Source organism: Chlamydia sp. 16-02 (assembly GCF_042235055.1).
Taxonomy (GTDB): Bacteria; Chlamydiota; Chlamydiia; order Chlamydiales; family Chlamydiaceae; genus Chlamydia.
Genome location: NZ_CP114172.1, coordinates 122,430 through 145,448, shown reverse-complemented (window position 1 = coordinate 145,448; position 23,019 = coordinate 122,430). Strand labels below are relative to the sequence as shown.

Sequence of the window (23,019 nt, the reverse complement as noted above, 5' to 3'; positions counted from 1 at the left end):
CCCTTTGTTATAAAAATTATAGGCCTTTACTTTTAGCTCTTGCTATTACCTTCTCTAAGCCAAGCTTATCGATAAGACGTAGGGCAGAGGCTGAGATTTTAAGTTTAAGGAACTTATTTTCTTCCGTAGACCAAAGTCTCTTGGTAACCATATTAGGGAAGAAACGACGTGGGGTTTTCCCGGTAACTTTTAAACCAATTCCTTTTTTCTTTTTTGCAATACCTCGGATGGTGCAGCTATTGCCACGGCGAGGTCTTTTTCCAGTAAGTGGACACTTTCTTGACATGATTTCCCTACATTAACTTCGTCGTTATCGCAAGAATAAGACATATATAATTGAAAAGAACCTATGTTAGACATTTTCTGATATATCTGAAAGATTTTTTCTTCAAAAAATTTTAATTATAGATACTTAAAAAGAAATTTTTTCTTGATTTTACTTAGAATAGTAAGATCTAGATCTTAAAGATGGGAAAAGATATCCATTATATTTGCGTTGAATGCATCGTGAGATAGAATTTCTTCTACAGAGGGTTTCACTCTATATACCCAATTATTTTTCGATAAGGTGCCCGGCATATTTATGCGCTCATATTTTAGATTATTGGACACTAAATCAGGACAAAGGGCCAGGTAGTCATTAATTAAATTAATATGAAAAATAGATGATGTTTTATGAGATAATGTAAGAATGTGTTTTTGATCTTCTTCTGATAGGACTGGTTTAAAAAACATTCCTAGAAATTTCGCAAATTTTTGAGCTTCTTTTGGGGCATGACGCCACCATAGGGCTAGCGTATCAGAGTCGTGTGTGGATAAGGAAGTCACTGAAAGAGGGGAGTAGTTCTCTAGGGGAATAAAATTTCCGTCTCCCTCCCAATTGCGCTCCCATCGAGGAATTCTTGTTCCACATATCCCTAATTTTAATAATGTTTGTTTTACATCTGTGGGGATACTCCCCAGGTCTTCTCCTATTGGAAGCATACGAGATGCTCGTAGGATCTGTGTAAGCATCTGAGTTCCCTGGCTAATATATTCTTCGGGATCTTCCGGTTGGAATTTTCCATTTCCTGAAGTGTCCCAAACCCATAAGCGAAAGAATCCTACGATATGATCCAGTCTATATAGAGAATAAAAATTTTCTGCATAACGAAGACGAGCTTTCCACCAGGTATAATTATCTTGAGAAAGATTATGCATATTATAGATAGGAAGGTGCCAGTTCTGTCCCTCAGCATTGTAAATATCGGGGGGAGCTCCGGCAGATCCTGAAGAAGAAAAAAACTGTCTATAATACCAAACATCACAACTATCCTTACTAATAAGGATAGGAAGATCTCCCTTAAGGAAAACTTGGTTGTCGTCTGCAAAAGCCTTTACCTGAGACATTTGTTGAAAGCAGAGATATTGTAGGTAAGCAAAGAATCTACATTCATTTTGGAATTCTTTTTCGAATTTTGAGAAGTTTTTAGTATCTGTATATACTTTAGGCCAATTGTTTATAGGAGCTCCCTTTAGGTGATACTTAATCGCGCGGAATACTGTATAGGGACGTAACCAATATTTTTCCTTTTCACAAAAAATCTGAAAATCTTCGTCTTTTAGTGCTCCAATTTGAACCGCGTACTGATAATAGTCGCGGAGAAATTCCCATTTAGCAGCTTTGACTTGTGGATAATGTATATAGGGAAGTTTAGAAAGCTGCTGCATAGTTCTTAGCTTGGCGTTAGCATAGGAAACTGATTGAGAGTAGGGAAGGCTTGCTAAGGAGATGTAAAGAGGATTAAGAGCTACTGAAGATATACTATTGTATGGACTACTATCTTCACCACTATCGTTAATGGGAAGAATTTGTATAATTTGAAATCCATGTTTTCGACACCAGGAGATCATAGGAATAAGATCTAGAAACTCTCCGATACCACAGCTATTTTGTGTATGTAAGGAAAATAGGGGAACACAAATCCCTTGTTTAGGCATGGTTCCCAGAGTTTTCCAGCTTTGCTTAGCTGGGGAATTTTGGATATAGCGTAGAGCTTTAGAAAATGGGGTCATAAATCATACGAACCTAAAACGTGCATGTTTAGATAAATTTGCAGTTGTTAGTAGTTATAAATGATACATACCTAAGACATGTAGATCAGGAAGATTGCCAGTTTCTAATGCAGCTATCCAAATTTTTGCGTGCATAGAAAATAAGGTTAGATAGTGGAAAAGCTTATCTCCATTTAGATAATTCATATTTAAGACATCAGATAGGTAAAGCTGTTGCGAAATTTCCCCATAACCAAGAATTCCTTTGATATTTGATTGAGGAGAAGCATTAACAGAAAGAGCAGCTTTAAAAATCCGTTCTCGGAATACGTTTTCAGGAAGCATTCCAAGAATTGTGCCTACAGCAATATCACCCGAATTTCCATCTTCTTCAAGTTGTACTGGAACTTGAGTGTCACTGAAACGAATCAAACATGCTTGGTTTTTATCAGGAACTAAAGAGGTATTTAGTTTTGTTCCTAAAGATTCCAGAAGTTGTTCGAACTGATTTTGCATGATAATCCGTAAAAATTAAGACCAAGGATAGGGTTTGGGGAAGTCTGTAGCTTTTGGGTAATCTTCGTTGTTAATATTCACAGTGTCCAAAGCATTAGCCATCATCGTGCCTAATTGCTGACGTTTTTCTGCTGAAGTAAATAATCTTGGTGAAGTTCCTCTTAAGGCAACGAAGAAGAGATTTAGCATACCTGTAATAGCTTCTGTATCATCACCAACGAGATCGCGAACCCCACGTTCCATTTTTGAGGCTGTAGGGAATTTATCATTAATTAACTTAAAAAAAGTATCTGCTACTTTATCAAATTTAAGATCAGGAACTGTTACTCCATCAGCTTTTAAGGATGCAGTAAGTTTAGGTAATTTTGTTTGAAAGAAATCGTAACCAGTAAGCACAGCTTGAAGATTACGGGTTTCTGACATCATTACTTGTAATTTTGGAGGTGGAACTGAAGATCCTTCTGATTTTAAATCTGCAGCCATGCCTTTAAGTATGAAAGAGGAAACGGTACCCATTTCTTCGAAGCTGTAACGTGATTGAAGAGTCGTTAATAATTGCTCACAAGAGTGGAAATCAGAGGTTACCTGAAGATAGAGATCACGCAATCCTGGAGCAGAAGTATTTAATAAAGACGCATATTCTTGAGAGGCAAACAAAATATTTTTACCACCGACAACAGCTTGTCGATTCTGTTGCATGTGGTTTTGTTGTGCTTTAATTAAAGTATCTTTTAAAGCACCTTTAGAAGCAGGCGTTGTTTGGACCAAGTAATCTAGAGCAACGCTTTGTAGTGCGGGGTCAGAAAATTTAGATTTAACAAGATCTAAAATATCTTCTTCAGAGGAATCATCATGCAGAGAATCTCGAATACTACGTAAATCTTGACCCGAGATTTCTGCATTATTTTCGGTATACTTATCAGCAAGATCCGCGTCAGATTTATCTCCAGTACCTTCAGACTTTTTCTCTGTTTGAGCAGCACCTTTTCTTCTAGATTCTAGAGTTTGGAATTTTTCTTCTTTCTTTTTAGTGCGTGTCGCTGCTTGAGGATTTGATAAATCCTGAGAATCCTTAATCATACTGATGTCGGATTGCTCTTGGCTAGCTACAACTTCTTGGGCATCAGCTTTTGCTGCTGCAGCTTGCACTTGCGCAACGTCAACAGCTTGTGAACCACCTAAGCCACCAGCTCCTCCAGATGCAGCCATATATCCTCTTTAAGAATCGACAGATACTTATTAGAAAATCTGAATTCTTCCTAATGGCTGGATACGAATCTCTGGGAGAATCTCTTGATAAGAAATCACAGCGATATCAGGGAATTCTGTCTCTATTAATTTCCTTACATATCGTCTTACGTCAATTGCTGTCAACAGCACAGGGGGTTGACCTCCAGGAGGTGTTGGCGTAATTGTATTTCTCATAGATTTTAAGATGAGGTTTACGGAATCAGGATCTAAAGCAAGATAAGATCCTGCAGAGGTTTGCTTAATCGCTCCACGGATCATCTCTTCAATTTCTGGATCTAGTAAATAAACAGAAATTGCAGATTGGCCCTGAGAAAATTTAAAGCTAATATATAGTTTAAGAGAAGAACGTACATATTCAGTAAGTAATACAGTATCTTTTTCTGTTTGTGCCCATTCACTCAATGATTCTAAAATCGTACGCAAATCTTTAATAGAAATTTGCTCTTGGACTAAGCGTTTGAAAATTTCGGTAAGCTTCTGTAGTGGAATAAGTCGAGTAACTTCCTTAACAAGATCAGGAAACGAACGCTCCATAAATTCAATCATAGAACGCACTTCTTGAATTCCCAAGAATTCTTGAGAACTTCTATGGAAGAAATACGAAAGATGAAGAATAATCACCTCTAAAGGCGTCCAGTATTTAATAGCGGCTTTTTCTAAAATGGCTTTAGCATCTTCACTAACCCAAGCAGAAGGTAGGCCTGCAGCATTTTTATAAGTTAAGAAAGGAAGATTATATCTCTTAAGATTCTCTTCTACTTCATTGGTTAATACATGATTTGGGGGAACCTTCCCTCGAACATAGGGAACTTCATTGAGAAGGATCATATAGTCGTATCCTTCTAGTGAAGGAGAATCAGTACGTACGTGAATTCCTGGATAACGAATACCAATATCTTGATACAGAGCCTGACGCATTTTAGGAATCATATCGTCGATGAAGCTTTGCCCTGATTTTGTTCTCTGTTGAATTAACTTAGATAGATCTTTACCTAGCTCCAAAATTACGGGTAGGGTTAGTGCATAATCGTCTGGATTGTCACCAGCTGTTGCAGCTCCATCAGCAGCAGCTCCCACTGTTGTTGATGCTCCTGACGCTCCTTTTTTAGTGGTACTGTTTTTCTTGGCAAGAAGAATAACACCAAGAAGACCAAAGATAAAAGATAGAATGGAGAATGACCAAAGCGGGAATCCTTTAAAGAAACCCACACCTAAAGTTGCTGCAGAAGCCAGGAGCAATGCTCTAGGTTCTTTAACCAACTGAGAGGAAATCTCTTTACCCAGGTTCGTGTTTTTATCACTAGAGACTCGAGTAGTAACGATACCAGCAGTTAAAGAGATAAGTAGTGAAGGAATTTGAGAAACTAGTCCGTCACCGATAGATAAAAGAGTGTAGACGTGTGCAGCTTGGGCGAGATCCATACCATGCATAGCCACACCAATAGTCAAACCACCGACGATATTAATCAAGGAGATAACGATACCCGCGATAACGTCCCCTTTAATGAACTTCATAGCACCGTCCATGGCTCCATAAAGTTCACTCTCTTTCTGAATCATTCCTCGTTTATCACGAGCCTGTTGTGCATCAATCATTCCTGCTCGCAAATCGGCGTCAATAGCCATCTGCTTACCAGGCATAGCATCTAATCGGAATCTCGCAGCAACCTCAGCAACACGCTCAGCACCTTTAGTAACAACGATAAACTGAATGATCGTAATGATTAAGAAGATAATAAATCCAACAACGTAGTTCCCTCCAACAACAAAATCTCCGAAAGCTTGAATAACGTGACCCGCATAAGCTTTAAGAAGAATTTGTCTTGATGAAGAAATATTAATTCCTAAACGAAACATCGTTGTAATTAAGAGTAGAGATGGGAAAACCGATAACTGCAACGCGCTAGGAATATATAAAGCCACCATCAATAAGAAGACAGAAACCGCTAAATTGATAGTGATCATCAAGTCGACAATAGTCGGAGGTAGAGGCAAGATGATCATTAAAACGACGCCAATCATCCATAGAGCAAGGATGAGGTCACTCGATTTATTGATCATATTTAGGGCTGCATCTCCCCCAAAGGTTCTACTAACAAAATTGAGTAGCTTGTTCATTATAGATTATCGGGTTGGTTAATATTTTTATTGTTAGGATTTTGCGCATTAAGAGAAGTGATGTAGAGAAGGATTTCTCCAATAGCTTCATACGTCGATTCTGGAATAAACTTCAACTCTTTTCCCTCATCCCAAAGCTGATGCGCCAAAGGCACATTCCTCATGATAGGAATACCATATTTCTCAGCTTCTGTAATGATTCTTTTTGCACGCAAATTAATTCCCATAGCAATAATCCATGGAGCTTTATATTTTTCCGGCATATAACCGATAGCTACAGCTATATCCTTAGGATTGGAGACCACCGCACTCGCATGCTTAATTTGAGAAGAGGTATCTTCATAAGCGATTTCTTGAGCAATTTGACGACGGCGTCCCTTGATCTCTGGATTACCTTCTGTATCCTTAAATTCCTGTTTAACCTCAAACTTTTCCATTTTTAGTTCTTTAGCAAAGTTCTTTCTTTGATACACTAAGTCAAGAACAGCAACGACTAAGAAAAAAATACCAATTGATGTGACCGCTTTATAAAGTATCTGTTTAAAGATCACAGCAATAACAATCGGAGAGACTCCTGCAGTTTCTATAATCAATGGTACGCGGTTTTTTAGTGTAACGTACAGAATTAAGGCAGCGCCAAAAATTTTCAAAATAGACTTTAGCAACTCTATTAAAGTCTTTACTTTAAATTTTTGTTTTAAATTCTCAATAGGATTGAACTTTTTTAAGTCGGGTTTGAAAACCTCGGTAGAAAAAGTTGGACCTACAACAAGAAATCCAACAAGAATACCAACAAAACCTACTGCTCCAAGTAATGGAAGAGAAGTCGTGAGAATTAAAGTTAAGCAGTTATGCAAGTAGTATAACGTGACTCTAGGATCATGATTTGTAGGAGCTTCCTTAAAAATAGAAACTAAAAAACTACCAAGATGTTTTGCAAAAAACGACGATAGATAAAATGTTGTGAACATCGAAACGATAAAGGTAACCGCGGAAGGAAAATCCTGAGATTTTGCTACCTGGCCTTTTTTCCTGGCGTCTCTAAGACGCTTTGGGGTTGCCTTTTCTGTTTTTTCACCCATCGCTTGGCCAAATTTGGATAAAGAGCATTAAATAGGAATAATCTGCAAATTACCTTATAAGCGTGTTTTTCACAAGAGAGAAGCCTAGGGGATTGAATCTTAATTATTATAACTTTGTATTTTCTTAATAAAGTTTTTTAGATTTTTCTTAGAAAGATCTAATAATAAGTTGTTAAGAAAATATTGGTCAGGAAACATCTAATCCTTTATTGTCTTTAGTGATCACACTAAAGGTACTAGGTTCAAAATACTAAAGAGCCTAGTGCAAACTCCCACAAGCGTAGAACCAACGGTTCTAATGTTTGTGGGAATTCTTGCCTACTGAAAGGTGAACATTAAACAAAAGATGACATATGGGGCATACAGAGTGTGGGATTGTAGGACTTCCTAATGTGGGTAAGTCAGGGCTATTTAATGCCCTTACTGGAGCACAAGTAGCTTCTTGTAACTATCCCTTTTGTACAATTGATCCAAATATTGGTATTGTTCCGGTTATTGATAACCGTCTAGATATTTTGGCTAAGATGAGCCAAAGTCAGAAAATTATTTATGCCGATATGAAATTTGTTGATATCGCAGGTTTAGTAAAAGGAGCTGCAGACGGTGCAGGATTAGGAAATAGATTTCTTTCTCATATTCGCGAGACTCATGCTATAGCTCATGTTGTTCGTTGTTTTGATAATGATGACGTTACCCATGTATCCGGAAAGATAGATCCTAGTGATGATATTTCAGTCATAAATTTAGAGTTGATTTTCTCCGATTTCTCTTCAGCAACAAGTATTCATAGTAAATTAGAAAAACAATCTAAGGGTAAAAAAGACCTTGGAATTGTCTTACCTTTATTAGATAGGGTGATTAAACATTTAGAAAGTGGTCAGCCTGTACGTACTTTAGATTTGTCTCCTGAAGATGAGATGCAGTTAAAGCCTTACCCATTTTTAACAGCCAAACCTATGTTATATATAGCCAATATAGGAGAGGATTCTATAGCAACTATGCACAATGATTATGTTGCTATAGTTCAAGAGATTGCTAAGAAAGAAAATGCTGAAGTGGTTCCTATTTGTGTCCAATTAGAGGAAGAGGTGATCTCTCTGCCCGTGGAAGAGCGTCAGGATTTTTTAAATAGTTTAGGTCTTCAAGAATCCGGATTGAATCGACTAGTACGTGCCTCCTACCAAACGCTTGGATTGATTTCGTACTTTACAACCGGACCACAAGAAACTCGAGCTTGGACTATTCCTATAGGATCGACGGCTGCAGAAGCAGCAGGACAAATTCATACAGATATCCAAAAAGGATTTATTCGTGCAGAAGTTGTTACTCTTGAAGATATGATAACTTATGACGGTCGTTCAGGAGTGCGTGAAGCTGGTAAATTACGAGCAGAAGGTAGAGATTACATCGTTCAAGACGGCGACATTATGCTTTTCTTACATAATTAGTAGTAAAAAATACTTTCGCATCAATAATGTCTTTATGAATGGCTTTTGATAAATCTTCTCTAGAAGGAAATTTTTTTTCTTTCCGAAGGAATTTCTTAGGGATTACAGAAACTATTTCATCATATAAGTTTCCAGAAAAATTAAATAGATGTGCTTCTAAGCACAGGGAATTCCTACCTATTGTAGGAGCTTCTCCAAGATTCATAATCCCTTGATATGACGTATTGCGATGTTCTATTTCACATGCATATACTCCGTAAGGCAGTAAGCACTGCTCTTGAGGAAGGTTAATAGTAGCGACGCCTAATTTTGTTCCTAAACCATAGCCTGTTTCGATTTTTCCTATGTATTTATAGGAATATCCTAAATGTCGGTTAGCGTTATCTAGATCGCCTTGTGTTAAAAATTGGCGAATTTTTTTACTAGAGACTATCTCGTTATCAATCTTGTATGGAGGTATCTCGATAATTTCGATGCCTAAAGATTTTGTCAGAGGTTGCAATGTTGTGGCATTTCCTTGTCCTCCCTTGCCCAATCTAGAATCATATCCTAATATTAAATGTTTACATTTTAAAATTTGATGTAGGGAAAGTATGAAACTTTCAGCAGATTGATTAGCAAAATCCTTTGTAAAAGGAAGAATACATAAATAATCTATAGAGAAATCTTGTAAAAGTAGGAACCTTTCTTTTGTACTTGTAATTAGCTTGGGAGTGGGGGATTGTAAAATCGCTTGAGGATGTAAATCAAAGGTAATTATCCCCGATGTTCCTGAGAAAGAAGATAGAGCAGTAAGCAGCTGTTTATGACCTAAATGACAACCATCAAAAAAACCTATAGTTATAGAATCCACAGAAGATGGGATCGATGTTAAACTATAGAATGTTTCCATTAAAGTCTCTTAGGTAAGGAGAGATGTCAAATTCAGGACAGTCTAAAAGACAACCATCGATGCATTGATCTATAGAAAAACTTCCACTACGTAAACGTCGGAGTTCTTCCAAATAAGCTCCACAGCCTAACATGTTTCCTAGTTCATGAGCAATACTACGAATATAAGTTCCTTTACTACACTGCACGGAAAAATGTAATAGGGGATATTCGTATTTTGTGATTTGTAAACTTACCTGAACTGTAGATTGGCGACGCTCTATTGATAACCCTTGTCGGGCATATTCATAAAGTTTTTTCCCGTTAATCTTTTTTGCAGAAAACATTGGGGGGATTTGTTGGATTTCTCCCTGAAAATATTGTGAAGCCTCGATTATTTGTTCATAAGTTGGGATCTTTTTTGATCTACCAACAATTTTACCATCGCAATCGTAAGAATCCGTAGTTGTGCCTAGATGGGCAACTGCAGCATATTCTTTATCTTCAAATAACAAAACATCAGAAAGTCGTGTAAATTTACGACCTATTAACATGACCATCACGCCTGTAGCAAAAGGATCAAGGGTACCCGCATGACCAATTTTTTTTACGCCGATTGATTTTGTTAAAGTGCGAATGAGACTAAATGAAGTTCTTCCTTGAGGCTTATCTACTAGAAGAATACCTTCTTTAAGTTCTGTAGCAAGTTCCATAATGATGTCGTCAATGTTAGATCTTTCTAGGCAGATAATATTAATTCTTATCTTGTTCTCGTATTTTCCAGAGCAAGTTTTCTATATGATCTTGTGGAGAAAAAATATCTTCGAGATAAAAATGTATCTCAGGAAAATACTTAAGCACAACGCCTTTAGAAGCCTTATAAGCAATGTATCCTGCTGATGCTTTTAATGCTTCCAAAGTTTCTGCTGATGTAGTTTCGTGAGGCATAATTGAAACATAGACACGAGCTGCGTGTAAGTCTTTAGATAAACACACCCTAGTAACCGTAATCCAACGATTCGAAATTTTCGGGTGCTTTACATCTTTTAAGATCACATTGGCAATCGCTTCACGAAGTAATGAATTAACCTTTTTTATGCGTCTATTTTCAGTCATAATATTTTAAAGCTTTTGAGGATGATAGATCACTTCGTAACATTGTAGAATATCACCTACCTGAGCATGTTGATATCCTTCTAATAAAATACCACATTCAAGCCCTTTCTTAACCTCTCTAACATCTTCTTTAATTCGTTTTAGAGAGGATAAATTGCCTTTCCAGATAACTTCATTATTACGTACAACACGAACTTTTTGATTTCTAGTCATTATACCTTCAGAAACCAAACAACCGTAAATTGTACCTAATTGGGAAGACTTAAAGGTTTCTTTAATTTCAGCAGAACCTAGATTTTTCTCTTCAGCAATAGGATCAAGTAATGCTGTCATCATTTCTTTAACAGCATCTACAGCGTGGTAGATAATATTAAATAGTTGAACCTTGACTCCCAAATTCTTGATTAGAGATTCGGCATGACTTTCTATTCCAGTGTGGAAACCAATAATAACGGCTTTAGAGGCTGCAGCTAAACGGATATCTGATTCAGAGATCTCTCCAACGCTATTAGAAAGAATTTCTGCACTCACTTTATCGGATACAATTTTTAATATGGAATTAGCTAAAGCTTCAATAGATCCTTGAACATCCGCTTTGATAATCAGTTTCAAGATCTTTTTATTCTGCAACATGGCGTCAAAGTTAGGACGTTTTTTCTGCAAAGCAAATTTCTGTTGGCCAGCAAGTCTAGCTCCAATGATTTCTTTAGCTGTTTTTTCGCTCTTAACAACTACGAAAGGATCACCAGCTTTTGGCATACTAGATAAGCCAGTGATTAAAGCAGGTACGGAAGGGCTGGCCAAGGTCATTAGCTGATTGTGTTCATTATGCATTGTTTTAACTTTACCGTAGCAATCGTTAAAGACTAATGCTTCTCCAAGATGAAGAGTTCCATTTTGTACTAAGATAGTCGCAACTGCGCCTAAGCCTTTATGTAATTCAGATTCAATAACAATTCCGCGAGCTCGAGCAGATGGATTAGCTTTCAGTTCTAAAACTTCAGCTTGTAGAGCGAGCATTTCTAAAAGTTCAGATAAACCTTCTCCAGTTTTCGCAGATGTATTAATCGTTACAGTTGTACCACCCCAAGCTTCTGGTAATAGTTCGATTTCAGAAAGCTGTCTGTAAATAGTTTCTGCATTAAAATTGGGTTTATCACATTTATTAATAGCTACAACAATTGTAATATTTGCAGCTCGAGCGTGTTTGACGGCTTCTAATGTTTGTTCTTTTATTCCTTCATCACCAGCAACTACAAGAACAACAATATCACAAACTTCTGCTCCTCGAGCTCTCATAGCAGAAAAAGCTTCGTGGCCAGGAGTATCTAGGATTGTAAGATTGCCAACAGGTGTTGAGCAACAAAAGGCGCCCATATGTTGAGTAATGGCTCCAGCTTCTACAGCAGCTACATTAGTTTTTCTTAATGAGTCAATTAAAGTAGTTTTTCCATGATCGACGTGACCCATAAAAGCTACAATAGGCGGGCGAATAATCAGTTTACTTGGATCTGTTTCTTGAATTTCTTCTTTAACAGTATTACTTTCAATACAGAGTTTATCTTGTTCAGATGAATCAATATCGATTGTACAACCAAACTCTAAACCAATAAATTGCACTGTTGTTTCATTATCCAGAATATCATTTACAACATAAGTCATACCATGAATAAACATCTTCTGAATAAGCTCGGAAGCCTTGAGCTTCATCTCTGCTGCAAGATCTTTGATTGTGATAGGCAGAGGTACTTTAATATGTGTAGGCCGTTGTATGGTGTGTTCGTCATAGTGTTTTTTGGTTTTTTGAACACGTTTTTTTCTCCACTTATCATCGTCGCTACTATCATTCAGTCCATAGCGATCTCTTCCAGTAAATGCTTTAGGATTGTCATCTTTTTTAACACGATCTCTAAAATCAGATCCTGGTTTTTTGGATGTATCTCTACGATAAAATGGCTGAGATGTCCGATTATTCGGAGAATGTTGTTTATCGTTTGTAGTCTCAGAAGATTGCTGTGGCTTTGCCTGAGGCCCTCCTGTTCGCTCTTTCGGAGCAGGTTTATCCTCTTTTTTTGGGGCTTTAAACGTTTTAGCTAACAAATGATTAATATGCTTCCCAGTAGGACCGAAATTGGATTTTATAGAAACAACGTTCCTAGGGGGTTCTTTTTTAACTACAACTTCAGGCTCTTTTTTTGGAGCAGGAGGTTCCTTAGCAATTATTTCTGGTTCTTCAATTGCAGAAGGAGAGGCGGACTCTGAGATTTCTTGCTCCGCATCTACAAAAGAATCCGGCTCTTCTATCACAGAATCGGACAACACAACAGCGTCAGAATCTGATGAAACTGAGGAAGAAGTGTTTAAATCTTCAGATACAAATGATGAACGATTTTTAGCTCGAATTCTACGTGGAGAAATTTCAGTGGAGACAGGTTCAGTCATCGTAGGCACACTTGGATCTACAACACTCTTTTTCTTCACGACTTTTTCTTTTGCAACTTTTTCAGGAACCTTGGTTGAAGGCTTTTCTGAAGAGCTTTTCGTGTCTGAAGATCCTGCCTGAGCTAATTTTTGCTTTAACTTGTCTAATCCAGCAGCTTTCGTTAATTGAGCGTTTTTAATCTTCAATTTTAGGTTTTTCGTCAACTTTGCCTTCTCCATATTTGCTGACTTGCTCAAGGATCTTATAAGCAAGTTCTAAACTGATTCCAGGAACAGAAGCAAGATCATTAGCACTAGCTAATAATACCTTTCTGATCGTGTCGTATCCTGCGTGTACAAGATTCTGGACAACCAACTTACTAATGCCTTCCATATCTAGCGGCTCATCTAACTGAGGATTATCAAATTCCGCTAATTGTAGGCGTTGAATTTCTAATAGTTTATTGTATTCGCTCATACGTTGGACTTCGAGCTCGTAGTCTAAAATTTGACTAATCAATCGAGCGTTAATTCCTCGCTTACCAATTACTGTTGCGTAATCAGTATCTTGAACGACTATAGCAATAACCTTGTCATCTTCTAAGATCGCAATCTTTTGAATTTCTATGGGGCAAAGCAAATTTTGTAATAATTCTGTAGTCACGGGAGAATAGTTTACAATATCTATTTTCTCGTCGTTTAACTCTCGAATGATATTCTTCACTCGGGAACCTCTCATTCCAACAAAAGCTCCTACAGGATCTGTTTTTGGGTCAGATGAGCTTACGGCTAATTTAGTTCTGTAGCCTGCTTCACGAGCAATTTTAACAATTTCTACAGAACCTTCTTCCAATTCTGGAACTTCTTGTAAGAAAAGTTGTTTAACAAATTCAGGATGGCTACGGCTAAGAATAACTTCAGCTCCACCATTTTCAGATTCTTGAACTTCGTATAATAAAGCGTAAATCTTATCACCGACTTTGTGTTTTTCTGTTTTTGGATAACAACGGGCGGGTAAAAGCCCTTCAACTTTTCCTAAATCTATGACTAAATTTGACCCTTTGGCAAATCGTTTAACGACACCAGAAAGGATTTCATTGACCCTATGTCGATATTCTTCATAGATAACATCTCTTTCAGCATGACGTAGCTTTTGACCGATAATTTGTCGGGCTGCGTGAGCAGCGATTCTTCCGAAATGCTCAGAAACAAAGGGAACGTCCATATACTGCCCGATTTGGCACTCAGGATCATATTCTCTAGCTTTGTCCAAAGGAATCTCTTTACTAGGATTCTCACATACTTCTACAATTTCTTTCTCGCAGAAGACTTCTATGTCACCAGTTCGAGAATTAATATTTACAGAAACGTTAGCATCATCTCTTAGTGTTTTTTTTGCTGCAATTTTCAAGGCTGATTCAATAGCGCCTATGATAACAGGACGTTGAATTCCTTTTTCCTTCTCCATGTAGTCAAAAATAGCTACAAGATCTTTATTCATTATACTCCTCTTATAAATAAGGAAACAGACAGAGTGCTAAACCAAGGCAAGCTTATGCTATAAAAAACATAAGCTCAACCTTTTAAGTAATATTATTTCCCTTTTTTCTTTTTGTCTGAACCAACTAAATCTTCTAGGTCCAAATTATTTAAATCTGTGTCCATGTGATCGTGTTGTTTATCAGCTAAGTATTCTTTCACAGAAAGAGATACTTTCTTGTGATCTGGGTCGAGTTTGATTACTTTTGCAGATACAGAATCGCCAATTGAGATAATGTCTTCAATTTTTGAAAAAGGTTTTTCAGATAGCTCTGAAACGTGAATCAGACCTTCAATACCATTTTGCAGTTCTACAAATGCACCAAATGCAGTGATTTTTGTTACTACGCCAGAGATATTACTTCCTGTTGGGAACATTTCTTCAATTTCATTCCATGGATTTGAACTTAATTGTTTGACTCCGAGAGTGATTTTTTTACTTTCTTTGTCTACAGAAAGAATAACAGCTTCAACAGTGCTGCCTTTTTTGAAGAGTTCTGAAGGATGAGATACTTTTTTTATCCAGCTCATGTCAGAGATATGAATTAGACCTTCAATACCGGGCTCTAATTCAACAAAAGCTCCGTAATTCGTTAGATTTTTGATTTCTGCATGTACATGTAGACCAATAGGATACTTCTCTTCGATGTTATCCCATGGATTATGTTCTGTTTGTTTTAGACCTAAGGAAATTTTACCTTCGTCTTTTTGAATAGATAGAACGATAGCTTCAACTTCATCGCCCTTGTTCACTACTTCGCTAGGATCAACAACATTTTTCACCCAAGACATTTCGGAAACGTGGATTAGGCCCTCGATACCTTCTTCAATCTCAATAAAGGCACCATAAGGGAGAAGTTTAACAATTTTACCAGTAACACGTTTCCCTGGAGGATATTTCTTTTCAATATCTTCCCATGGATTATGTTCTTTTTGTTTCAGACCTAAGGCAACGCGTCCTTTTTCTTTATCGACGCTTAGAATAATAACTTCAAGTTCTTGATTAAGTTCTACCATTTCAGATGGATGACGGATTCGCTTCCACGTCATATCCGTAATATGTAGGAGGCCATCGATGCCATCTAGGTCTAAGAATACACCAAAATCTGTAATATTTTTAACAACACCGCGGCGGCGTTCACCAATATTAATTTGTTCGATAAGTTCTGCCTTTTTAGAAATCCGTTCTGCTTCTAGGAGTTCTCTTCTTGAAACAACAACATTTCTTCTATCAATGTTGATTTTAAGAATTTTAAATTCGCAGACTTTGCCTACATAATCATCTAAGTTTTTAATTTTTTTATTGTCGATTTGTGATCCAGGGAGAAAAGCTTCCATCCCAATATCGACAATGAGACCACCTTTGACTTTGCGTATAATTTGTCCCTTGACGATAGAGCCCTCTTCACAATGAGCTAGAATATGTTCCCACTGTCTTTGGCGAGTAGCTTTTTCTCTAGATAAAACAACCTTTCCTTCTTCGTCTTCAGTTTGGTCTAAGTATACCTCTACTTCAGCACCGAGAACTAAGCCTTCAGAAGAATCTATGAATTCTGACATTGGAATAACTCCTTCGGATTTTAATCCAACGTCAACGACTACGAAGTCCTTATTGATATCAACTACAGTACCTTTTAGGATGGCGCCAGGTTGTATCTCACTGGTGGTTTCCTCGTCGCTTGAAGTAATTCCGTGTGTTGAGCATAGAAGATCTTTGAATTCAACAACGTCTTCCGAGAGGCAATCTATAGTATCAAGAATTTTTTTGGATCCCCAAGTGTATTCGGATTGTTTTGGCATTTAATGTTATTCTCCTAAAAACTACAAAGTCAAAAAAGATAGTGTAAATATAAACCTTAAAAAAGGCAAGATCTCCCTTGCAGCAGTTTTTTATTCTAATTTGTTGCTTAAAAATTTTTTATTTGTTTTAGATTTTATTTCTAAATCATTCGGTAAGGTAAAAATAAATGACTCACACTAAAGTAATTATTATTGGCTCTGGTCCCGCAGGTTATACTGCAGCGATTTATGCTTCAAGAGCACTTTTAAGTCCTATTTTATTCGAGGGATTTTTTTCCGGGATTGCTGGTGGTCAATTAATGACTACTACCGAAGTAGAAAATTTTCCCGGATTCCCTGAGGGCATACTAGGTCAAAAGTTAATGGATAATATGAAATCTCAATCCGGACGTTTTGGGACTCAAATTCTTCCAAAAGATGTCACTTCAGTTGATTTCAGCGCACGTCCTTTTGTGGTGATGTCCAATGAAGAAAAATATACCTGTGATACATGTATTATAGCAACGGGAGCTTCTGCAAAGCGTTTAGAAATTCCTGGAGCATCCGATAATGAATTCTGGCAAAAAGGTGTTACAGCATGTGCTGTGTGCGATGGAGCTTCTCCTATTTTTAAAAATAAAGATTTATATGTGATAGGAGGAGGAGACTCTGCTTTAGAGGAAGCAATGTTTCTAACTCGTTATGGAAAACGTGTTTATATTGTTCATCGAAGGGATACTTTAAGAGCTTCTAAAGTCATGATAAAAAAGGCAGAATCTAATGAAAAAATTACTTTCCTATGGAATAGTGAAATAGTGAAAATTTCCGGAGATACTGTTGTTCGTTCGGTTGATATTTTAAATAATATTTCTAATAAAATCTCTTCACATGATGCTGCAGGTGTATTTTTTGCCATTGGGCATAAACCGAATACCGATTTCTTGGCTAGTCAATTAGCTTTGGATGAACATGGCTACATTATTACTGATAAAGGAACCTGTAGAACTTCTGTTCCTGGAGTATTTGCAGCAGGAGATGTCCAAGATAAATATTATAGACAAGCTATTACAGCTGCAGGAAGTGGCTGCATGGCTGCTTTAGAAGCTGAACGTTTTTTAGATTAGAGCTATAGCCACAGCTGTAGCATATTCACGACTATGGCTAATGGATAGTAATACTTTAGAGATTCCTAATTTTTTATATATCCTCGAAGGTAAATGAACTTCAGGTTGTTTTGATGACTTAAGAATCTCTATATCTTTCCAGGAAACGACTTTTCCTATTCCTGTCCCTAAAGCTTTGGACACAGCCTCTTTTCCAGCAAATCTTGCTGCAAAAGAAGGATAGGGATTAGTTAGTCTTAAACAGTACTCTTGTTCCTTTTTAGTGAAAATTCTATCCAACATTCTTTGATTGTGAGTTTGTATTGCTTGGCGAATTCTAGAAATTTCAATGATATCTGTTCCTATATGTGCAGTTTGCATAATGAAAATCGATATTTAAATACTTTCTAAGAGCGTTTTGTGAGATTTAGCAAAATAGGTCAAAGCCGTTTTAATAAGAGCATAACCAATAGTAGAGCGGATGAAAAATAGAATAGCGTGGTTATCAATATATCTACGTAGCAATAAAGATATAGAGATCATTGCTGCCATGATTAAGAAGCGTTTGGAAATAAAAGATTTTTTTATGTAATTTTTTTTTGATATAGTTTCCGAGATTAGTTGATGGGATAGTTCATTTTGAGAAGACACGGATTTTAATAATAAATACCGATACTTTAAAGATGCAATAATCCACGCTCCCATAGCTAGGGGAGCAAAAATTTTAAAGGAAAAATCGGGTTGATAAACAACTGCGGAAGCTTTTAAAAGTAGTTTAACTCCTGCTGACAACCAAAGAATGCCTGGGAGACAAATAAGTAAATGATTTTTATTATTAGTCATATGTTTTTGTCTGTTGTAGTTTAACCATTCTATATGGAAGTTATATTTTTTTCTATTTTGGATTGAATAATGCGAGTCTTCTTATCAGCAATATATTGGGATCATTCAAAATTTTTATGGAATTCAGATAATTTGCCAATTAGGGTCCCTTGGTATGGTCTGTGCTTTTCTGTAGGTATTTTACTTGCTTCTATACTTGGTATTTATCTCGCATTATCTTCTTATACTATAGAAGATGGAAAAAGATTTTCTAAAAATCAGCTTCGTGAAGCTTTAGAGAATTTCTCTCTCTATTCTCTTTTATTTATAATTCCAGGATCGCGGATAGCTTATGTTTTATTTTATGGAGGTGATTTTTACTTTAAACACCCCCAAGAGATTTTAAAAGTTTGGCATGGGGGATTAGCAAGTCATGGGGGTATGGTAGGTCTAATTCTCTGGGCGATTATTTTTTCTTGGAGATATGGGAAAAAAATCCCTGTCCTGACCTTTTTATTTCTTTGCGATCTTTGTGCTTCTGTATTTGGATGCGCAGCCTTTATGATTCGCATTGGAAATTTCATGAATCAAGAAATTATAGGCAAGCCTACAAACCTACCTTGGGGGATCATTTTTTCATCTCCTACACAAGGAAGTTTGGGTGTGTCTGTGCACCCTGTACAGCTGTATGAAGGAATTGGTTACTTATTGCTTTCCATAGTGCTATTTTTCTTAAGTTATAAACGTTATCTTCGTTTAGGTTCTGGATGGGCCACATCCCTGGGGTTAATAGGCATATCTTTAATCCGCTTTTTTGCTGAATTTTTTAAAAGCCATCAAGGTAAAGTTATAAGCCCAAATAGTTTATTAACAATAGGACAAATTCTATCGTTACCCTTACTTATATTGGGCGTGTCTTTAGGGGTGGTTTGTTTTATTAAAAATAAAAAGGGTGCGTAGGTACATCTTACACTTTATCTATAAAATAGAAAAAGTTCCATGTGTAGTTAGGAATCTCTTATGGGAGATAAATAGATACTATGGTATTTTAGCTTTTTAGTTTAATTTTTCAGAGTTTATCAGATGAATAAACGTTCATTGTTGTTTGTTTCTTTAGTTGGCGTAGCTTTTGTAGGATGCCAAATCTTTTTTGGTTATAATGATTTTCGTTCTTGCAAGGCTCTCACAGAGAAACAGAAAACAATTTCAGAACAAGTGCTTGCTGCAACGAAGTCTATGGGATTAAGTGTTTCTCCTTGGACTGCATCTCTTGAAGAAGAGGTAAATAAAAATCATTACGCTGTGCGTGTTGGAAATAAGTTACTCCTTTTAAATCAAGGAGGATCGGCAAGTTCTGTTTATTCTTCTGGAATTCGCTGGGATTTTATAGAAGAAACAACAGCTTGTGATAATATTCATGTTGCTTTGTATAGCGAAGTCAACGAATCCACCGACCCTTTAAATACAGGAAAAGTATTTCTTCCCGTAACTAGCGAAGCTCTTCCTGTTTTAGTTGTTGAGTTTCGTAATAATCAAGAACCTGTGGTGTTCTTAGGTCAATATAAGCAAGAACAAGGTAAGATTTATAATAAGGATAGTGTTGTTTACGGCACTTCTTTAGTGTTTTGGAGATCAGGGAATGAATATTTGCCTTTAGGTATTTATAACTCCAAGGAAGAAAGACTAGAATCCTTAGACCTCCCAATTACTAAAGCTGCTATTTTTAATGATTCCCAATCAGCAAGCATCAATGTAAATTCTGGACAATATTTTGTTCTTTCCAATGAGTATATGCAATTGGTTATTTCTCAAGAAAGTGGTTCTGTAGAGGGAATAAACCTTCCATTTTCTTCTGAGAACAATAAGAGTATAGTTAATGAAATCGGTTTTGATAGAGACTTAAAAGCTCAAGTTCCTAGTGAAGCTTCTTTTCCCGGACTTCCTTCGATAGGAGCGAACAAAACAGAAATTTCTGATACCATAGGAGGATATTATCCTTTATTGCGTAGAGGAATTCTTTCTGATGTTAAAAAACGCACGCCATCTAGTTATCATGCTTTAAACATTGTTTCTGGACGGGATCTTGTTAATTCCGTAGCTTCGGGATACCGTGTTTCTGTTTTCAATAGCACTATGTTGGAATTAGAAAGCAAAGACGGTTCTATTAAGAAAACTTATAAGTTACCTCAAAAGCAACCCTATGCTTTTGAAGTTGAGATTGGTATAAATCGCGCCAGCGATGATATATGGATAACTTCTGGAGTTCCTGAAGTTGAAATTATGTCCAACGCATTTACTCCATCTATTAAATATCATGTTATTAAAAAGAATAAGGGACAATTAGATAAGGTGAAATTGCCTAAAGCGAAGGATCCTTTAGCTTTGCATAGCGGAATATATCCCCAGTGGATACTAAACTCTAATGGATACTTTGGTATTATCTTATCTCCACTTACAGATATCCCTGCAGGATATGCCGCTTCCTATGTTCCTGGGGGTTCTGTCCCTACACGTTTATCTCTATTATCTCCTAAAAATCAAGCTTATCCTGCTTCTAAATATCCTGGATATGAAACTTTACTTCCTTTGCCTAATCAGAAAGGAATGCATCGTTTCCTTGTTTATGCAGGACCTCTAGCTGAGCCTACTTTACGAGCTTTGGATCAAGCTTATACCAATTCTAAAGGTGAAAGTCCTCAGTATCTCGATTGTATAACTTTCCGAGGATTATTCGCATTTATTACTGAGCCTTTTGCAGCTTTACTTTTCATTATTATGAAGTTTTTCAGAATGATCACGGGATCGTGGGGGATTTCCATCATTCTACTTACTGTATTCTTAAAGTTATTACTGTACCCACTGAATGCTTGGTCAATACGTTCTATGAGACGCATGCAAAAGTTGTCTCCTTATATTCAAGAAATTCAACAGAAATATAAGAAAGAGCCTAAACGTGCTCAAATGGAAGTCATGGCTTTATATAAGACTAATAAAGTGAATCCTATTACAGGTTGTTTGCCGTTATTGATTCAGCTACCATTTCTTATAGCTATGTTTGATTTATTGAAGTCCTCATTCTTACTTCGAGGAGCATCCTTTATTCCCGGATGGATTGATAATTTAACAGCTCCAGACGTTTTATTTTCTTGGACTACACCAATTTGGTTTCTTGGAAACGAGTTCCATCTTCTTCCTATCTTATTAGGGATTGTAATGTTTGCTCAGCAGAAAATTTCTGCTTTGAAGAAAAAAGGACCTGTTACGGATCAACAAAGACAACAGGAAACAATGGGGACAATGATGGCCCTCTTGTTTACCTTTATGTTCTATAACTTCCCTTCAGGTTTAAATATTTATTGGTTTTCTTCTATGCTTCTTGGAGTGATTCAACAATGGGTTACTAATAAGATTTTAGACAGCAAACATCTTAAAAATGAAATTTCTGTTAATAAGAAAAGACAAAGGTAATAACTGAAAAAAAAGCTTTTTTATATTAGAAAAGATATATGAAAACTATTTAGATGAGATAGTTTTATGCGGGCGTGGGAAGACTTTCTTTTGCTACAAGAAAAAGAAATTGGTGCAAGTACTGTAGACAAATGGTTAAGGTCGTTAAAAGTCCTCTGTTTCGACGCGTGTAATCTATATCTTGAGGCTAAAGATTCTTTTCAAGTGACCTGGTTTGAAGAACATATACGCCATAAGGTTAAAACTAATTTAGTGAACAATAATGGGAAATTAATCCGAGTTCACGTAACTTCTTTAGATAAAACCACACCTTTTTATAAAGAAAAGCAAATCCAACAGGAAAAGACTGCCTACTTCACTATGCAATACGGCAATGTAAATCCTGAAATGACTTTTTCTAATTTTCTTGTAACTCCTGAAAATGATTTACCGTTTCGTATTCTACAGGAGTTTACTAAGCCTGGAGAAGATGCTACAGGCTTCCCATTTAATCCTATTTATCTTTTTGGACCCGAAGGTTCTGGAAAAACACATTTGATGCAGGCTGCAGTAAGTGCTCTTCGAGAATCTGGGGGAAAAATTCTTTATGTTGCTTCGGATTTATTTACAGAGCACTTAGTTTCAGCTATTCGCTCTGGAGAGATGCAAAGATTCCGTTCTTTTTATCGTAATGTCGATGCTTTATTTATAGAAGATATAGAGGTATTTTCAGGTAAAGGAGCCACTCAGGAAGAGTTTTTCCATACTTTTAATTCTTTACAGACTGAAGGTAAATTAATAGTAGTTTCCTCGGCATACGCACCCGGAGATTTAAAGTCTGTAGAGGAGCGACTTATCAGTCGTTTTGAATGGGGAGTTGCTGTTCCTATTCACCCTTTAACAAAAGAAGGGTTAAGAAGTTTTCTTATGCATCAAGCACAACAGTTATCTATTCGTATAGAAGATACTGCTTTAGATTTCTTGATTCATTCTCTATCTTCAAATGTAAAAACATTAATAGACGCACTCACGTTGTTATCGAAACGGGTTGCCTACAAGAAATTAGCACAACAACTACTTTATGAGGATGATATACAATCTTTGCTGCATGATGTGTTAGAAGCTGCAGAGAGTGTTCGTTTAACTCCCTTAGGAATTGTTCGTGCTGTTGCTAAATATTACGGTGTATCTTCGGAGAGTATTTTAGGGCGTTCGCAATCTCGAGAATACGTATTGCCTAGACAGGTGGCTATGTATCTATGTCGTCAGAAACTATCTTTATCTTACGTGCGTATAGGAGATGTATTCTCTAGAGATCATTCAACAGTAATTTCATCAATACGTACTATTTCTCAGAAGGTAGAGGAAGGGGGGCATGATATTAGTATTGCTACACAAGAACTAATGAAATCTCTTACCTCAGCGTATAAGAGTTTTGAATTCTTCCCAGAAGAAGAAATCCCTTGTTAGTAT

19 protein-coding genes are annotated in these 23,019 nt (G+C 36.7%); 5 read left to right on the top strand and 14 right to left on the bottom strand.

Features of this window, described 5'->3' with window-relative positions:
- Positions 1-16: 16 nt before the first annotated feature.
- The 6 genes from rpmB to sctU all read right to left on the bottom strand — a co-directional run bounded on the left by rpmB (position 17) and on the right by sctU (position 7,001).
- The gene (gene rpmB / locus O1W70_RS00570) at positions 17-286 is read right to left on the bottom strand and encodes a 50S ribosomal protein L28 (RefSeq protein ID WP_332381398.1); all 270 of its coding nucleotides are present in this window, start codon (positions 284-286) and stop codon (positions 17-19) included.
- A gap of 176 nt (positions 287-462) precedes the next feature.
- Positions 463-2,055, bottom strand: coding sequence for a 4-alpha-glucanotransferase (locus tag O1W70_RS00565; protein WP_332381399.1), 1,593 nt, complete (start codon positions 2,053-2,055; stop codon positions 463-465).
- Between the two features lie 54 nt (positions 2,056-2,109).
- On the bottom strand, positions 2,110-2,550 hold the full coding sequence (locus O1W70_RS00560) for a CesT family type III secretion system chaperone (RefSeq protein WP_332381400.1): 441 nt from the start codon (positions 2,548-2,550) through the stop codon (positions 2,110-2,112).
- Between the two features lie 15 nt (positions 2,551-2,565).
- Positions 2,566-3,759, bottom strand: a complete 1,194-nt coding sequence (gene sctW / locus O1W70_RS00555; RefSeq protein WP_332381401.1) for a type III secretion system gatekeeper subunit SctW — start codon at positions 3,757-3,759, stop codon at positions 2,566-2,568.
- 30 nt (positions 3,760-3,789) lie between these two features.
- A complete protein-coding gene (gene sctV, locus O1W70_RS00550) occupies positions 3,790-5,919 on the bottom strand; it encodes a type III secretion system export apparatus subunit SctV (RefSeq protein WP_332381402.1) in 2,130 nt (709 codons plus the stop codon).
- The gene (sctU, locus tag O1W70_RS00545) at positions 5,919-7,001 is read right to left on the bottom strand and encodes a type III secretion system export apparatus subunit SctU (protein ID WP_332381403.1); all 1,083 of its coding nucleotides are present in this window, start codon (positions 6,999-7,001) and stop codon (positions 5,919-5,921) included. Before sctU ends, sctV begins: the two co-directional genes overlap by 1 nt.
- A gap of 353 nt (positions 7,002-7,354) precedes the next feature.
- On the opposite strand from sctU, the gene ychF reads away from it, so the two are divergent.
- Entirely contained in the window at positions 7,355-8,449 is a 1,095-nt protein-coding gene (ychF, locus tag O1W70_RS00540) for a redox-regulated ATPase YchF (RefSeq protein WP_332381404.1), read from the top strand.
- On the opposite strand, the gene O1W70_RS00535 is transcribed toward ychF, so the two are convergent.
- The 6 genes from O1W70_RS00535 to rpsA all read right to left on the bottom strand — a co-directional run bounded on the left by O1W70_RS00535 (position 8,427) and on the right by rpsA (position 16,195).
- The gene (locus tag O1W70_RS00535; protein WP_332381405.1) at positions 8,427-9,341 is read right to left on the bottom strand and encodes a bifunctional riboflavin kinase/FAD synthetase; all 915 of its coding nucleotides are present in this window, start codon (positions 9,339-9,341) and stop codon (positions 8,427-8,429) included. The genes ychF and O1W70_RS00535 overlap by 23 nt on opposite strands.
- A complete protein-coding gene (truB, locus tag O1W70_RS00530) occupies positions 9,325-10,032 on the bottom strand; it encodes a tRNA pseudouridine(55) synthase TruB (RefSeq protein WP_332381406.1) in 708 nt (235 codons plus the stop codon). The genes O1W70_RS00535 and truB overlap by 17 nt, the downstream gene beginning before the upstream one ends.
- Positions 10,033-10,072: 40 nt before the next feature.
- Positions 10,073-10,435 (bottom strand): 30S ribosome-binding factor RbfA, encoded by a 363-nt coding sequence (gene rbfA, locus O1W70_RS00525; protein ID WP_332381407.1) that lies wholly within the window; start codon positions 10,433-10,435, stop codon positions 10,073-10,075.
- Between the two features lie 6 nt (positions 10,436-10,441).
- Complete coding sequence (infB, locus tag O1W70_RS00520) at positions 10,442-13,096, bottom strand: translation initiation factor IF-2 (RefSeq protein ID WP_332381408.1); 2,655 nt, start codon at positions 13,094-13,096, stop codon at positions 10,442-10,444.
- Positions 13,053-14,357, bottom strand: a complete 1,305-nt coding sequence (gene nusA, locus O1W70_RS00515) for a transcription termination factor NusA (RefSeq protein WP_213240838.1) — start codon at positions 14,355-14,357, stop codon at positions 13,053-13,055. The genes infB and nusA overlap by 44 nt, the downstream gene beginning before the upstream one ends.
- A gap of 92 nt (positions 14,358-14,449) precedes the next feature.
- On the bottom strand, positions 14,450-16,195 hold the full coding sequence (rpsA, locus tag O1W70_RS00510) for a 30S ribosomal protein S1 (RefSeq protein WP_332381409.1): 1,746 nt from the start codon (positions 16,193-16,195) through the stop codon (positions 14,450-14,452).
- A gap of 167 nt (positions 16,196-16,362) precedes the next feature.
- On the opposite strand from rpsA, the gene trxB reads away from it, so the two are divergent.
- On the top strand, positions 16,363-17,298 hold the full coding sequence (gene trxB, locus O1W70_RS00505; protein WP_332381410.1) for a thioredoxin-disulfide reductase: 936 nt from the start codon (positions 16,363-16,365) through the stop codon (positions 17,296-17,298).
- Here the strand turns inward: trxB and acpS are convergent.
- Positions 17,290-17,658 (bottom strand): holo-ACP synthase, encoded by a 369-nt coding sequence (acpS, locus tag O1W70_RS00500; protein ID WP_332381411.1) that lies wholly within the window; start codon positions 17,656-17,658, stop codon positions 17,290-17,292. The two genes, trxB and acpS, sit on opposite strands and share 9 nt — an antisense overlap.
- Before the next feature lie 15 nt (positions 17,659-17,673).
- Complete coding sequence (locus O1W70_RS00495) at positions 17,674-18,120, bottom strand: hypothetical protein (protein WP_332381412.1); 447 nt, start codon at positions 18,118-18,120, stop codon at positions 17,674-17,676.
- A 69-nt stretch (positions 18,121-18,189) separates the two neighbouring features.
- Between O1W70_RS00495 and O1W70_RS00490 the strand changes: the two genes are divergently transcribed.
- The 3 genes from O1W70_RS00490 (at position 18,190) to dnaA (ending at position 23,016) form a co-directional block, all read left to right on the top strand.
- Positions 18,190-19,059, top strand: coding sequence for a prolipoprotein diacylglyceryl transferase (locus tag O1W70_RS00490; protein WP_332381413.1), 870 nt, complete (start codon positions 18,190-18,192; stop codon positions 19,057-19,059).
- Positions 19,060-19,182: 123 nt separating this feature from the next.
- Positions 19,183-21,567, top strand: a complete 2,385-nt coding sequence (gene yidC / locus O1W70_RS00485; RefSeq protein WP_332381414.1) for a membrane protein insertase YidC — start codon at positions 19,183-19,185, stop codon at positions 21,565-21,567.
- A 66-nt stretch (positions 21,568-21,633) separates the two neighbouring features.
- The gene (dnaA, locus tag O1W70_RS00480) at positions 21,634-23,016 is read left to right on the top strand and encodes a chromosomal replication initiator protein DnaA (protein WP_332381415.1); all 1,383 of its coding nucleotides are present in this window, start codon (positions 21,634-21,636) and stop codon (positions 23,014-23,016) included.
- Positions 23,017-23,019 lie beyond the last annotated feature (3 nt).

Excerpts from the sequence above, each read along its gene's own strand:
- O1W70_RS00490 (WP_332381413.1), top strand. The coding sequence starts at position 18,190 with ATGCGAGTCTTCTTATCAGCAATATATTGGGATCATTCAAAATTTTTA.
- yidC (WP_332381414.1), top strand. The coding sequence starts at position 19,183 with ATGAATAAACGTTCATTGTTGTTTGTTTCTTTAGTTGGCGTAGCTTTT.
- O1W70_RS00565 (WP_332381399.1), bottom strand. The coding sequence starts at position 2,055 with ATGACCCCATTTTCTAAAGCTCTACGCTATATCCAAAATTCCCCAGCT.
- ychF (WP_332381404.1), top strand. The coding sequence starts at position 7,355 with ATGGGGCATACAGAGTGTGGGATTGTAGGACTTCCTAATGTGGGTAAG.
- nusA (WP_213240838.1), bottom strand. The coding sequence starts at position 14,357 with ATGAATAAAGATCTTGTAGCTATTTTTGACTACATGGAGAAGGAAAAA.
- sctU (WP_332381403.1), bottom strand. The coding sequence starts at position 7,001 with ATGGGTGAAAAAACAGAAAAGGCAACCCCAAAGCGTCTTAGAGACGCC.
- truB (WP_332381406.1), bottom strand. The coding sequence starts at position 10,032 with ATGGAACTTGCTACAGAACTTAAAGAAGGTATTCTTCTAGTAGATAAG.
- rbfA (WP_332381407.1), bottom strand. The coding sequence starts at position 10,435 with ATGACTGAAAATAGACGCATAAAAAAGGTTAATTCATTACTTCGTGAA.
- rpsA (WP_332381409.1), bottom strand. The coding sequence starts at position 16,195 with ATGCCAAAACAATCCGAATACACTTGGGGATCCAAAAAAATTCTTGAT.
- O1W70_RS00535 (WP_332381405.1), bottom strand. The coding sequence starts at position 9,341 with ATGGAAACATTCTATAGTTTAACATCGATCCCATCTTCTGTGGATTCT.
- trxB (WP_332381410.1), top strand. The coding sequence starts at position 16,363 with ATGACTCACACTAAAGTAATTATTATTGGCTCTGGTCCCGCAGGTTAT.
- sctW (WP_332381401.1), bottom strand. The coding sequence starts at position 3,759 with ATGGCTGCATCTGGAGGAGCTGGTGGCTTAGGTGGTTCACAAGCTGTT.
- sctV (WP_332381402.1), bottom strand. The coding sequence starts at position 5,919 with ATGAACAAGCTACTCAATTTTGTTAGTAGAACCTTTGGGGGAGATGCA.
- dnaA (WP_332381415.1), top strand. The coding sequence starts at position 21,634 with ATGCGGGCGTGGGAAGACTTTCTTTTGCTACAAGAAAAAGAAATTGGT.
- O1W70_RS00495 (WP_332381412.1), bottom strand. The coding sequence starts at position 18,120 with ATGACTAATAATAAAAATCATTTACTTATTTGTCTCCCAGGCATTCTT.
- rpmB (WP_332381398.1), bottom strand. The coding sequence starts at position 286 with ATGTCAAGAAAGTGTCCACTTACTGGAAAAAGACCTCGCCGTGGCAAT.
- acpS (WP_332381411.1), bottom strand. The coding sequence starts at position 17,658 with ATGCAAACTGCACATATAGGAACAGATATCATTGAAATTTCTAGAATT.
- infB (WP_332381408.1), bottom strand. The coding sequence starts at position 13,096 with ATGGAGAAGGCAAAGTTGACGAAAAACCTAAAATTGAAGATTAAAAAC.
- O1W70_RS00560 (WP_332381400.1), bottom strand. The coding sequence starts at position 2,550 with ATGCAAAATCAGTTCGAACAACTTCTGGAATCTTTAGGAACAAAACTA.